This window comes from Vibrio fortis (assembly GCF_024347475.1).
Lineage (GTDB): Bacteria > Pseudomonadota > Gammaproteobacteria > Enterobacterales > Vibrionaceae > Vibrio > Vibrio fortis.
Genome location: NZ_AP025487.1, coordinates 1,441,682 through 1,454,557 on the forward strand (window position 1 = coordinate 1,441,682; position 12,876 = coordinate 1,454,557).

At 44.3% G+C, this 12,876-nt stretch carries 11 protein-coding genes; 6 read left to right on the plus strand and 5 right to left on the minus strand.

Annotation, left to right across the window (positions count from 1 at the left end; genetic code table 11):
• Positions 1–9: 9 nt before the first annotated feature.
• The 4 genes from prpF (at position 10) to OCV50_RS06390 (ending at position 5,429) form a co-directional block, all read left to right on the plus strand.
• Entirely contained in the window at positions 10–1,182 is a 1,173-nt protein-coding gene (prpF, locus tag OCV50_RS06375; protein WP_261904014.1) for a 2-methylaconitate cis-trans isomerase PrpF, read from the plus strand.
• Positions 1,183–1,300: 118 nt separating this feature from the next.
• Positions 1,301–3,247: a propionyl-CoA synthetase gene (locus tag OCV50_RS06380; RefSeq protein ID WP_261904015.1), complete on the plus strand. Its 1,947-nt coding sequence runs from the start codon at positions 1,301–1,303 to the stop codon at positions 3,245–3,247.
• A 217-nt stretch (positions 3,248–3,464) separates the two neighbouring features.
• Positions 3,465–3,944 (plus strand): GNAT family N-acetyltransferase, encoded by a 480-nt coding sequence (locus OCV50_RS06385; protein WP_261904016.1) that lies wholly within the window; start codon positions 3,465–3,467, stop codon positions 3,942–3,944.
• Between the two features lie 144 nt (positions 3,945–4,088).
• A complete protein-coding gene (locus OCV50_RS06390; protein ID WP_261904129.1) occupies positions 4,089–5,429 on the plus strand; it encodes a bifunctional NUDIX hydrolase/phosphatase PAP2 family protein in 1,341 nt (446 codons plus the stop codon).
• An 86-nt stretch (positions 5,430–5,515) separates the two neighbouring features.
• On the opposite strand, the gene OCV50_RS06395 is transcribed toward OCV50_RS06390, so the two are convergent.
• Entirely contained in the window at positions 5,516–6,325 is an 810-nt protein-coding gene (locus OCV50_RS06395) for a Cof-type HAD-IIB family hydrolase (protein WP_261904017.1), read from the minus strand.
• Between the two features lie 189 nt (positions 6,326–6,514).
• Between OCV50_RS06395 and queE the strand changes: the two genes are divergently transcribed.
• Positions 6,515–7,183: a 7-carboxy-7-deazaguanine synthase QueE gene (queE, locus tag OCV50_RS06400; RefSeq protein WP_315974634.1), complete on the plus strand. Its 669-nt coding sequence runs from the start codon at positions 6,515–6,517 to the stop codon at positions 7,181–7,183.
• 29 nt (positions 7,184–7,212) lie between these two features.
• Positions 7,213–7,908 (plus strand): 7-cyano-7-deazaguanine synthase QueC, encoded by a 696-nt coding sequence (gene queC / locus OCV50_RS06405; RefSeq protein ID WP_261904018.1) that lies wholly within the window; start codon positions 7,213–7,215, stop codon positions 7,906–7,908.
• Here the strand turns inward: queC and OCV50_RS06410 are convergent.
• The 4 genes from OCV50_RS06410 to OCV50_RS06425 form a co-directional block, all read right to left on the minus strand.
• Complete coding sequence (locus OCV50_RS06410; RefSeq protein ID WP_390905133.1) at positions 7,868–9,880, minus strand: tetratricopeptide repeat-containing diguanylate cyclase; 2,013 nt, start codon at positions 9,878–9,880, stop codon at positions 7,868–7,870. The two genes, queC and OCV50_RS06410, sit on opposite strands and share 41 nt — an antisense overlap.
• A gap of 187 nt (positions 9,881–10,067) precedes the next feature.
• Positions 10,068–10,418: a DUF2750 domain-containing protein gene (locus tag OCV50_RS06415; RefSeq protein WP_032549144.1), complete on the minus strand. Its 351-nt coding sequence runs from the start codon at positions 10,416–10,418 to the stop codon at positions 10,068–10,070.
• Between the two features lie 136 nt (positions 10,419–10,554).
• Positions 10,555–11,172: an OmpA family protein gene (locus OCV50_RS06420; protein WP_239840801.1), complete on the minus strand. Its 618-nt coding sequence runs from the start codon at positions 11,170–11,172 to the stop codon at positions 10,555–10,557.
• 3 nt (positions 11,173–11,175) lie between these two features.
• Complete coding sequence (locus tag OCV50_RS06425) at positions 11,176–12,489, minus strand: TolC family outer membrane protein (protein WP_261904131.1); 1,314 nt, start codon at positions 12,487–12,489, stop codon at positions 11,176–11,178.
• Positions 12,490–12,876 lie beyond the last annotated feature (387 nt).

Consider the following 12,876-nt stretch of genomic DNA (forward strand, 5'->3'; position numbering starts at 1 on the left):
GGAGGCATTATGAGTATTCATCAATTAAAAATTGCGGCCACCTACATGCGAGGTGGTACCAGTAAAGGTGTCTTCTTTAATCTTGTTGACCTGCCAGAGCGCGCTCAAACTCCGGGTGAGTATCGAGACAAACTACTGATGCGTGTGATTGGTAGCCCAGATCCTTACGGCAAACAGACTGATGGTATGGGGGGCGCAACCTCCAGTACTAGTAAGGTTGTAATTGCCTCCAAGAGTGAGCAGCCTGGCCACGATGTAGATTATCTATTCGGTCAGGTCGCGATTGACAAACCGTTTGTTGATTGGAGTGGTAACTGTGGCAATTTGTCCGCGGCGATTGGTCCTTACGCCATCCATGCCGGTTTGATTGACCCTGAGCGAGTACCCATGAATGGTGTGGTTGAAGTTCGAGTATGGCAAGCCAACATCGAGAAGACGATCATTGTCCATGTGCCGATGATTAACGGCCAAGTTCAAGAGGTCGGTGATTTTGAGCTCGATGGCGTGACCTTTCCAGCGGCTGAAATTCAGGTTGATTTTATGGAACCAGCAGGTGAGGTGGGGAGCGTTCTTCCAACCGGGCAAGCTGTCGATCTGCTCGATGTGCCTGAATTAGGTTGTATTGAAGTGAGTTTGGTTAATGCAGGCATACCAACCATCTTTGTTGATGCATCCGTTCTTGGATATCAGGGAACAGAGCTGCAAGAAGACATTAACTCTGATGAGAAAGCTTTGGCACTGTTTGAATCTATTCGCGCACATGGCGCTGTTGCTATGGGCTTGATTGAAGACATCAGTGAGGCACAACTTCGTCAACATACTCCGAAGGTCGCGTTTGTAGCGCCACCTAAAACATATCAAGCATCCAGTGGCAAAACAGTCAAAGAGGATGAAATTGACGTCTTAGTTCGTGCGCTGTCGATGGGCAAACTGCATCACGCGATGATGGGAACGGCTGCGGTAGCTATTGCCTCGGCTGCGGCGATATCAGGAACATTGGTCAATCGCGCAGCAGGTGGTGGTGAACGAGACTTTACGACCTTTGGACATCCGTCTGGAACTTTAAAAGTCGGAGCCGGAGCTTCGCTAACACGGAAAGGTTGGGCGGTAGATAAAGCCATGATGAGTAGAAGTGCTCGGATCCTTATGGAAGGGCTGGTACGCGTGCCTTGTCCATTGTAAATGCTGTGCGAAGACCCGAATAAGCTACCCAATATAGGGAAATAGCACGTAAAGACAAAAGGTCAACAAGCCGAATATACGGCTGGCCGTTTTCTGACGAATTCAAGGAGGAGGCGTTATGTCTTCTACACTAGAGCGAAAAGAACAATCTATTGAAACTCCAAACCAAGGTGGGGTGCAAACAGGGGCGTACCAAGCCGCTTACGACTTTGCGAACCGCAACCCAGAGCAGTACTGGCAAAGCCAAGCTCAGTGCATTGACTGGTTTGAAACACCGACACGAATCTTAGAAAAAGATGACAATGGTATTGAGCGTTGGTTTGCTGATGGCGTGATGAATACCTGCTGGCTTGCACTTGATTATCATTGTGAGCAAGGAAGAGGTGATACTACCGCAATGGTTTATGACTCTCCTGTAACTGGTGTTAAGAAGCGCTATAGCTACGTTGAACTGCGTGACCAAGTGGCAAAAGTCGCTGGCTTGCTCGCAGCGCAAGGTGTCCAAAAAGGTGACCGCGTGGTCATCTACATGCCGATGATCCCTGAGGCAGCTATGGCGATGTTGGCTTGTGCGAGATTAGGGGCAATTCACTCGGTGGTATTTGGCGGCTTTGCACCACATGAACTTGCCGTGCGCATTGAGGACGCAGAACCTAAGATGTTGATCACGGCATCGTGTGGTATTGAGATCAACAAAGTCATCCCATACAAGCCGTTAGTTGACAGAGCCATCATGGATAGTCGCTGGAAACCACAAAATGTATTGGTACTTCAACGACCGGAATGTGAAGCTGAACTTCAAAATGAGCGTGATTTGGATTGGCAGCAAGAGATGGAGAAGTCACTGCCTCATGGTTGTGTACCTGTGCTTGCGACCGATCCTCTTTATATCTTGTATACCTCAGGCACAACGGGCAAACCGAAAGGGGTGGTTCGTGACAATGGCGGTCATGCCGTTGCTATGAAGTACTCAATGAGCACTATCTACAATATGCCGCAAGATGGGGTTTTCTGGGCGGCGTCGGATGTCGGTTGGGTAGTTGGTCACTCTTACATTGTCTATGCGCCTTTGATTCACGGCTGTACGACGATTCTGTTTGAAGGCAAGCCTGTTCGCACCCCAGATCCGGGCGCTTTTTGGCGAGTCTGCGAAGAGTACTCTGTTAATGTGTTGTTTTCGGCTCCTACCGCGTTTCGTGCGATCAAGAAAGAAGACCCAAAGGGCGAGTGTCTCAAGCAGTTTGATTTGTCAAAGCTCGATACGATCTTCATGGCGGGTGAGCGTTTGGACCCACCAACCCTTGAATGGGTAGAAAGCAAGACCGATAAACCTGTCGTCGATCACTGGTGGCAAACCGAAACGGGCTGGGCAATTGCCGGTAATCCAACCGGACTAGAGCAGATGCCAGTTAAGGCGGGTTCAGCCACTAAACCGGTTCCAGGCTATCAAGTTGAGATCCTCGATGAGTTAGGAGAAGCTGCTCAACCAAATCAGCAAGGGTTTGTTGCGATTAAGCGTCCTCTGCCACCGGGCTGTCTGCCTACAGTTTGGCGAAATCACGATCGCTTTGAGTCTGGCTATTTAAGTCAGTTCCCAGGCTATTACGTGTCGGGTGATGGCGGATATTTAGATGAGGACGGTTACCTGTTTATCATGGGACGCATTGATGATGTGATTAACGTCGCTGGGCATAGATTATCGACCGGTGAAATGGAAGAGATTGTTGGTGGTCACCCTGCCATTGCTGAGTGTGCAGTGGTCGGCATTCACGATGACTTGAAGGGGCAGCTGCCACTTGGGCTTGTGGTGCTCAAGGATGGCGTGAAAGTTGACGATATTGAATTGCAAGGTGAATTGGTCGGAAAGGTTCGTAATGAAATCGGTGCTGTAGCTTGTTTTAAACAAGCGCTGGTGGTTGAGCGCCTGCCTAAAACTCGTTCGGGCAAGATATTACGTAAAACGATACGACAAATCGCGGATGGAGAGCAGTATGTCGTGCCTTCGACCATTGATGATCCTACAAGTCTCAAAGAGATCGAAAGTCGTCTGTCTAAAGAAGTCTAATTAATACAATTAATCAAGAAGCCCAATAAGCCGCTTAGTCTGTACTAGGCGGCTTTCTTAGTTGTTAAATAAATATAATGATAAAAAAGCATATCGTTCAATAAGTGTAATTTAAGGCGATATACATACCGATATAAGTATCTGCGCTTGTATCGTCGCTGTGTGTCAGTAAACTAGGCTATAGTGTTATTTTGTGTAATAAAAGAAGACCCTAGCCATGAGCTTAACATTGAGAGCTGCGCAAAATTCAGACCTTGAGCAGCTGAACGAGATGATGTTTGAACTTCATCACTATCATCATCTTGCTAGCCCTGAGCACTTTAAAACGGCTGAGGAAATTGAGCAGGAGAAAAGCATCGCTCGATATCTCGATGACCCTCAATGCTTAGTCTATGTCGCGTTGAAAGGGCAGCTGATAGTCGGCTTTGTGACAGGGCACTTTTGTGAATTGGTGTCTACGGTCAGTAAACCGGTTCAGATGGGAAGCATTGATGAGTTGTTCGTTTTACCCGATTACCGTAATCAATCAATCGCTGAGAAGCTTTTCGGTAAATTAGAGAAGACATTTGATGATTATGGGGTGAAGCAGGTGTTTGTTGAAGTATGGGATTTCAATAGTAATGCCAAGCACTTCTATCAAAAAATGGGGTTCATACCGCACATTCAATGGTGGAGAAAGTCTTTAGTTAAAAGCTAGGCTGCGCTTAGTGAGTTACTCAATTACACTGCGGTGTTTTCGTTCGTATATTCTCTTTTGTAGGTAATTTCGTTGTTAAATCGTTTCTTCTTCATTTTATTGGTTTCTATATTTGGCGTTATCAATGTGTCGGCTCAAGAACAAATGCCCGATAACTTAGCCGGGGCGCTTTGTTTGGTTCGAGCTGATGATCAAATTGTTTTGGTCGACGAGATCATTACGGGTCAGCTGTCACTACCAGGTGGAACGATCGTATCTGGAGAACCTGCTTACATAGCTGCCCAACGAGAGACCTGGGAAGAAGCCGGCTTAGCGGTAACTGTTGGGGAGATACTTGGTTATACCGATGGTGCTGTGGTGTTTGATTGTATCTCTGATTCAGACATCATTAGCTACGATGTAAAAAACGAAGTAGGTGGATTTGAGCTGCCCATTTGGTTTGCCCCGCATTATGGTGTCGAAGTCAGTCGCGCTATGATTCTTGCTCCTGAAACGCTAGATGCTAAAGAATATCGCTACCCAGAGCAGTGGGGTGAGATTGTTGAGATGTTTAGTCGCGCTTCAGACCAACCGGTTACTTACGTTTCTGAGTTAGTAGCTGCTGCACCTCAAGTTCATCAAGGAGAGCTTGGTGTCATCGCGATGCTTCAAAATGCGATTAACTCACTGCCAAGTACCATAGGTCATACCATTTTAGTGACCGATCTTATTGCCCAGCCTTGGATATTCATCGTTCTTTTACCGTTGATCGCGTGGCATTTTGGGCGCAATTTCGCGTTGAAGTTTGGCTTCACAATTATCTCAGTTACTCTGCTTACTTTAATTGCTCATCAAGGGTTCGGTTTACCTCGTCCGCACGCTTACCTTCCAACACTTAAGCTGGTGGAAAGCAGCGGTTATAGCTTCCCAAGTATGTTGGCTGCGATTTGGGTGAGTCTAACGAGTTTGGTCGTTTGGAAATTGAAAAAGCTTGATGATCAAAAAGCTTGGTCGTGGATTGGATTTGGTTTGCTATGGATTACGCTATTTAAGGCTTACTCTGGAAGTGCGTTTTTCAGTGATGTATTAATGGGAGCGGTTTTAGGTGGTTTAACGACTTGGCATATTGTCAGATTAGATGCCAAACCGGATGTCAATATCAGTGAGCTGCTGAGCTCAAAATCGGTTTGGTGGGGGCTAGCGTTGATCTCCATCGTTTTAACTGTGATATGGCCACTCCCTACATTCACATTTTGGGTCGCGATTCTAATGACTATTGCTTGCATCGTAACCTTAACTCACGCTAGGCCGTTGGTGGGACAGTTCTCATTCAACATTGTGGTGGGTGTGATTGCATTGCTCTTGGCAACTAACGGATTGATTAGCTGGGCCGGAAGCTTTGTTTCGTTCAGCGGTATTGGATCCTTGATTGTCGAAACACTTCGTTTTCCGCTGTTGATTTTGTTGGGCGTGGTTGCTTTCCGTCTACCTTGGAAAAGAGTTTAGACTAGATAGTGCGTAATAAAAAAGGCTGTGAAGACAGCCTTTTGTGTTTTTGCTTTGAAGGACGAGAGCCTGTTGCCGTAAAGCGATTATTTATCAAAGATAAACTTATCGATAGCCTTAGCAACACCGTGGTCGTTATTACTGGCGGTGATGTAGTTGGCAATTTCCTTCGTCTCTGCCATCGCATTTTCCATCGCGATACCTAGACCGGCATACTCCAGCATATGATGGTCATTTTCAGCATCACCCATACAGATCACTTCGTCAGAACGAATACCTAAATGATTTGCAATGGCTTCAATACCGACGCCTTTGTTTGATTTAGGGTTTAAGAACTCTAGGAAGAAAGGCGCACTTTGAACAATCGTGAATTGGGTTTTTAAATGTTCTGGTAGCTTGCTGATGATCTCTGTGAGTTTGCTTGGCTCGGCAACAATCATAGTTTTGATGATCTGATGGTCGTCTTCAAGCTGCGCAAAATCAAACTCAGTAATATCGAGGCCGTTAATTCGAGCTTCAATACCTGTGTATTCGTTGTTTTCTGGTGTAATTAGACCATGTACTTTACTGAAGGCGTGAACATAGCCACCCAGTTCGTTAGCAATGTTGGCAATTTCTTTGGCAGCTTTACCATGGCTGATTTCGCTATGAATGACTTCTTTTGTTGATACGTTTTGCACCATTGAGCCGTTATAGAAAAGAACGAAATCGTCTTCGCCATTGATATCTAACTCATCGAGTTTGCTTTGCATCCCTTCTAGTGGGCGCCCTGACGCTAATACTACTTTTACGCCTGCAGCTCGAGCGCGCGCAATCGCATCTTTGTTCTCTGCAGAGATGACTTTATCACTGTTTAATAGTGTGCCATCCATATCCAGAGCAATCAGTTTGTACATGTGGATCCTTACTTACAAAAAATAAAAAACTAACAAAAATGAATGTTGGCAAGGATAAGGCAAGTCGAAACTCCAAGCTAGGGCTTTGATCAACGGATTTTGTAATACTCATTTGTTTGACCCAAGCCTTTAAGTGCTTTATCGTCTCCGCCTAATTTGTTTTACGAAATGATGTGAGCTGAGGGAAAGTTGTACAAGATTAATGAAATGTTTGAAACCATCCAAGGTGAAGGTGTCTTTACTGGTGTTCCAGCCGTATTCGTGCGCCTGCAAATTTGTCCAGTAGGCTGCTCTTGGTGCGACACTAAACAGACGTGGGAAGCACTTGCTGAAGACGAAACTTCTCTTGGCGATATTATGGTGAAAACAGAAGACTCACCGACTTGGTCTGCAGTTGATGCTCAAGGCATAGTCGACCAATATGTAAAGCAAGGCTTCAATGCGAAACATATTGTGATTACCGGTGGTGAGCCTTGTATTTACGATCTTGTGCCTTTAACAGAAGCGTTTGAAAAGATGGGTTGTCGCTGTCAAATTGAGACTAGCGGAACGTCAGAAGTTAAAGCAACGGCAAATACCTGGGTGACGGTGTCACCTAAAGTAGCAATGAAGGCGAAGCTAGAGATTTTAGATAGTGCTCTGCAGCGCGCTGATGAGATTAAGCATCCAGTCGGTACATCAAAAGATATCGACCAACTTGATCATTTACTAGAGCGTGCTGAGGTATCTTCAGAAACCGTAATTGCACTACAGCCAATCAGCCAAAAAGATCGCGCGACCCAATTATGTATTGATACTTGTATTGAAAGAAACTGGCGCCTATCTATTCAAACACACAAATATCTGAGTATTGCTTAACTCAGCCGCACTGTCGAAAAGGATTAAAAATGAAAAAAGCAGTTGTTGTATTCAGTGGTGGGCAAGATTCAACCACGTGTTTGGTTCAAGCTCTGAAAGAGTATGATGAAGTTCATGCGATTACTTTTGACTATGGTCAGCGTCACAGACTGGAAATTGAAGTTGCGCAAAATCTAGCAAAAGAGCTTGGGGTAAAAGCCCATAAGGTTATGGATGTAACCTTGCTGAATGAACTTGCGATTAGCTCACTGACGCGTGATGACATCCCTGTATCTCATGAGCTGCAAGAGAACGGCTTACCGAATTCTTTCGTTCCGGGTCGTAACATCCTGTTTCTGACACTGGCAGGAATTTATGCCTACCAAATCGGTGCTCAAGCGGTGATTACTGGTGTTTGCGAAACCGACTTTTCTGGCTACCCTGATTGTCGCAATGACTTTGTAAAGGCGATGAACTCTGCGCTTGTGCAAGGTATGGACAGAGAACTGGATATCAAGACTCCGCTTATGTGGTTGAACAAAGCAGAGACTTGGGCGCTTGCTGACCAATACTCTGCGCTTGAACTTGTTCGCAACAAAACGTTGACTTGTTATAACGGCGTGATTGGCGATGGTTGTGGCGATTGCCCAGCATGTGAACTTCGTAAAGTTGGTTTGAACGACTACCTAGGTAATCGTGAAGAAATCATGGCTGAGTTGGTTCGTAAACAATCGGCGAATTGCTAAAGCTGTTTGCTTCGATCGGGTCGTTATACGCATCAATGATGCAGTTTCTACCATTTGCTTTTGCTTGGTAGAGGGCTTGGTCAAGCACTGAGTAGAGAATGTCAAAGTCACTTAATGATTTCTGGGTCGCCAAATAGGCGAGGCTCGCAGTAATCGTAAGTGGCTTTTTTGATTCTGATAAAAATTCATTGGTAGAGATCGCGTAGTGAATTTCTTCAACACGTTCGCGTACGTCCTCGATATTTGTATCCCTTAATAGGATAAGAAACTCTTCACCACCTAGACGGCCTAATAACTCACCTTTGCTCAGATGCTTGACGATTTGGTGGCTGACATGAATCAAGGCTTTGTCCCCAGTAGGGTGACCATACTGGTCATTGATTGCCTTGAATTTATCCAAATCCAACAGAATCAACACGTGTTGTTTGTCTGCTTTTGTGGGAGCTTTTGTGTCTTTTACTCGTTTAATGGTTTCCGCTCGGCTGTAAGCCTTAGTCATTGAATCAATAGAGGCTTTTCGGCGTATTTTCTTATTAGAATAGAAAGTGAAGCTAGCGACGATAATCAGTAGTAGAACGATTATGTTATACATGAGCTTTTGCTGCTGCATCTTCTCAATTTCCAGCTTGTTAAGGTCATGTTGGTTGCGAAGTTGAGAGCTTTCTAGTTCTTGTTCATATTGATTGTGCGCGAGGCTCAGCGCTTCTAATGCTAAACGGTTATCTGTATTACGAGTGGCGATTTGAGACTGTGCATATTGCTCATAGTAGAAGAGTGCCTGTTGGTAATCTCCTTGAGCTCTGAAAAGTTGTGACAATTGTTGATACACGTCTGCCATATAGCTTTCTCGCTCCACTTGCTTTGCAATCACTAGGGCACGGTCCGCATAATCGAATGCTTCATTTAGTAGCTGTTGTTCTTCAAACATGTCACTGATAGCAAGGTAGGCTTGAATTCGCATCACGTTGTTATTTAGGTCGGTAGCATAGCCTAACGACTCAGTGAGATAAGCTCGTGCTAATGGGTATTGTTTGGTCGCGGTGTACGCTTTTCCTAAACCCAATGTTGTCATGGCGGTACCGAAGTTGTGGCCAGACGAGTGGAGCAATGTCTTTGCTTGTAGAAATTGTGAGATAGCCGAGTCGTAGCGAGACTGGGCCATATACAGTTTGGCAAGACTATGACGAACTTGTGCCTTCATCAGATCAGAGGCATCAATGCGCAATTGAAGTGCGAGTTTTAAATACTGCTCAGATTTATCAAACTGTTTCATCTCTTTGAAAAGATTGCCTAAATCATTGTAGACCCCAGAGATATCTTGTCCTTTCGGAAAAGACTCCACTAAAGTCATGTAGGTATTGAGTGCCGCTTGATAGTCACTTCTGAAATACTGGTTATTGGCGATGACACGGTAAGCAATAGATTTAGGTAAGACTGGGTCTGCAATATCGTTGATGTCAGCCTCAAGTATTGAGCAGTAGTAATTGGCCTTGTGATAACGCGACTGCTCGTTAAGTGAGCGGCACAGCTGATACTTTATTAACAGCTTTCCCGTTTCATCATTTTGGGCTTTCATTTGCTTAAGAAGTCGAGCGAAGCGCTGTTGAGATTCTTGATAGTGTCCCTGACCATCTAAGGATAATGCTTCTATGAATTGGCTTTCTAATTGTTGGTAATTCTCGTCACCTGAGCTCCCGCCATAAAAAGGCTGGTCGTGTTGAGTCATATAGGTGTATAGCAGGGCAGAGGTATAGAGTTTCTCTCCGTTAGGTATAGCGCTGGCGTAGCGTGCCTTAAGCAGGTTTAAAGCGCGAGAAGGGTCTGTACTGAGTGTAGAGAGATAAAGAGTGTTCCATTCTGAATTTGGAGTAGCGCCTAGATGAGGTTGAACATCAGAGCTTTCCGTATGCCCGTTTGACTTAACGGGTAAGCTTATGAATATGAAAAAGATGAAAGAAAGTAGGCGAATCACAAATACGTGTCTGAATCAGATAAAGAACGTCATTCTAAAATTAGTTTGATCTTGGTTCAAATTATCTGTGATAAGTGGCTAAAAATGTGTGAGTGAAATCTCGGCCACTATTTGGAAGAAGGAGGCAGGATAAAAAAATGGCCGCTATTGAGCGACCACTTCTTATGACTTAGATGTACATCATTGATTAGATGTATAGTTTCGCTAGGTCAGAAGGCTCTAGTTCTTTGCCTTCCAGAGAAGCATTCCAGTTAACGCCTACTAGTACACCATCTTCAGCTAGTGTTAGTAGCCAATCTTCAACGAAGATATCAAGTGGGATCTCTAGTACTTCGAAGTCTGCCCACTCTTCTACATTGTGCGTTTGAGCATCTTCTTTTGAAGACCAGAACGGCATTACTTCACTATTTTCAAATTCAGTAGAGTCACATGCTAGCCAACCTTCTTCGTTGCGAAGGCCCCATACAAGTTTAGTTTCTTTTGATTCAGAAACGAATAGATCAAGGTTTGCTTGAGTATCAGCTGTTAGTTTGCTCATGAAATAGTTCTCTATATTGATAACGTGGCAAGGTTACCATTAACGCCGCCTTAGGTACATGGCTTAAATGGGATAACCTATGCCTTTGATGGTTTATTTCAGAGTATTGGACCACTAAGTTACTTGGGTATGACGGTTACTTTTCTATCTTAGTAAAGATATGCCATTCTTCTTTAATATGGCCCTTAAATCCGGCAACAGACGCAACCACTTTACGGTTGAGAGCATGACTAATCGTATCTTGATTGATTCCGCCAGACGCTGAATCGCCGTAACCCACAATATTAATTCTTGATGGAGCAATGCCATTGCTGATCAAGGCTCGACGCACGTTAGCGGCGCGTTCTTTTGAAAGCATCAAGTTATGCTCTGCGTTGCCTGTTTTACTCGCATAACCTTGCAGCTGAATCGTAGTCGTCTCATAGCGCTTCAAAAATGCTGCCATTTGACGGATCTGGTTCAAGAATGCTGGGTTTATCTCTGTCGAATTATTCGCAAATAAGATGTGGAGTTGTTTTTGTTCTGAGGATTCGAAGTATGAACCACAGCCATCATTATCAATTTCAGCTCCAGTAGGCGTTCCAGGACAAAGGTCACGAGCATTAATAACGCCGTCGTTGTCATCATCCTGTAAGTCATAGATTTGGTCTGACTTTGGTGTTGGTATGTAGGTATATTCGTCATCGAACTGCTGAGCGATGGCTGACGAAGACATCACCATCAATAAAGCAGAGAAAATGCTAGATTTCTTCATTGCTTAGTATTCCACTTCTTCATGCCACTCTTCAGGCGTTTGTACTCGGAGTGCTGCTAGCAGGTTACCGGCGGCGTTCATGACTCTGTATTTTGCGTACTGCTCATCATATTTCGCATCGAGGTAGTCTTTTCGTGCTTCGAACAGTTCATTTTCGGTATTGAGCAAATCAAGGAGTGTACGCTTGCCTATACGGTATTGTTTTTCATAAGAGATGACAGTGTCGGATGCTGAATCTACATGGTCAGATAAGAACTCTTTTTGCTGAACCGTTAAGTCAAGTGCGCTCCAAGAAAGTCTTAAGCTCTCTTCAACGTTTCGGTAACTTCTTTCTCTAAGATCTTTCGCTTTATTAAGCTGGTAAGCCGCACTTTCTGCTCTGTCTTGATCTGCACCACCATTGTATAGGTTGTATTTCAGGCGGAGCATTGCTGAAAATTCGTCGCTACTGCCTTCTGTACCACCTGCATCATCGCGCCAAGTTTGAGCAGCTTCTACCGATAGTGTTGGGTAATTAGTACTCTTTGATTGTTGATACTGAAATTTAGCGGAGTCAACATCCGCACGAGCAATTTTAATGACTGGGTGAGTTTGGAATGCCAGTTCAAGTGCACTGTCAATAGTGTATGGAATCGCAGCAGAATCAGCTCTTGGGAAAGTTAATCCAAGAGGCTTTTGCCCAGTGAGTCGTTTGAATTGCGTATGCGTGTCAAACAGATTGTTTTGAGCAGCGAGTAAATTACCGTGCGCTTTTGCGATACGAGCTTCCACTTGAGACATATCCGCAGTCGAACCAATGCCAGACTCTACACGCTTTCTGATATCTCGATAGATCTCTTTGTGGGTCGCTAGATTGCTTTCTGAAAGAGAAAGAACTTCATACGCCTTTACTGCATCGAGATAAATCTTCGTGACTTCCAACGCTGTATCTTGCGCTGTTGCAAGTAGTTGATAGCGCACTGATTCTGCATCTGCTGCAGTACGATCAATATCATTAAGTGTATTGGAGCCATCCCAAATCAACTGTGTCAGCGTAAGGGTTGCCTCTTTGCGGGTAAAGTCAGTGGTGTTGGAGTTTGATGCAAGATCGGTATGCTCATATCCAATACCAGCGTCTAGGTCGATACTTGGTCGGTAAGCGCCTCCAGAAGCATCGTTGAGATAACGCTTACTGATGTACTCATTGTAAGCACTTTTGATCTCAGGATTGTTCTCAAGAGTAAATGCAACCGCCTGCTCTAGAGTTTGACCATATGAAGGTAAACTTAAGAGGACAGCAAGCCCACATGTTGCAGTTTTAATCTTATTCACTGACATCTCCGTATTGTTCATACCATAAACAAATAATGCTGAATTTTGTGGCTCAATAGAGCGCCAAAAAAATAACGATCTAGTGGTGTGTTTTGGCAAAAACCAGAAGGTTTGGATTTAGTTTTAGCATCAATATGGATGCTTCAAAGTTAAACAAATCTTACCAGTTGCCATCTTCTTTAATATCATAAAACACAATAACTTATATCGATGTTTAGAGCATTCAGACTACCATTTGATGTGATCTTTGTCATTAGTCTGTATCTGTTTTTGTTAAATGGATGAGTAGTAGCTATGAATTGATGGGGTATAGGTGTTATATTTTATCTAATTAGCATTTTTTATGTGTCGCATTTTTGACACACCACTTCAAAAGTGGCTTTAGGGGTAAAT

Bases quoted from the DNA above. Each gene is read 5' to 3' on its own strand.
- OCV50_RS06425 (WP_261904131.1), bottom strand. From the start codon at position 12,489: ATGTCAGTGAATAAGATTAAAACTGCAACATGTGGGCTTGCTGTCCTC.
- OCV50_RS06390 (WP_261904129.1), top strand. From the start codon at position 4,089: ATGCCCGATAACTTAGCCGGGGCGCTTTGTTTGGTTCGAGCTGATGAT.
- OCV50_RS06380 (WP_261904015.1), top strand. From the start codon at position 1,301: ATGTCTTCTACACTAGAGCGAAAAGAACAATCTATTGAAACTCCAAAC.
- OCV50_RS06395 (WP_261904017.1), bottom strand. From the start codon at position 6,325: ATGTACAAACTGATTGCTCTGGATATGGATGGCACACTATTAAACAGT.
- OCV50_RS06385 (WP_261904016.1), top strand. From the start codon at position 3,465: ATGAGCTTAACATTGAGAGCTGCGCAAAATTCAGACCTTGAGCAGCTG.
- prpF (WP_261904014.1), top strand. From the start codon at position 10: ATGAGTATTCATCAATTAAAAATTGCGGCCACCTACATGCGAGGTGGT.
- queC (WP_261904018.1), top strand. From the start codon at position 7,213: ATGAAAAAAGCAGTTGTTGTATTCAGTGGTGGGCAAGATTCAACCACG.
- OCV50_RS06415 (WP_032549144.1), bottom strand. From the start codon at position 10,418: ATGAGCAAACTAACAGCTGATACTCAAGCAAACCTTGATCTATTCGTT.
- OCV50_RS06420 (WP_239840801.1), bottom strand. From the start codon at position 11,172: ATGAAGAAATCTAGCATTTTCTCTGCTTTATTGATGGTGATGTCTTCG.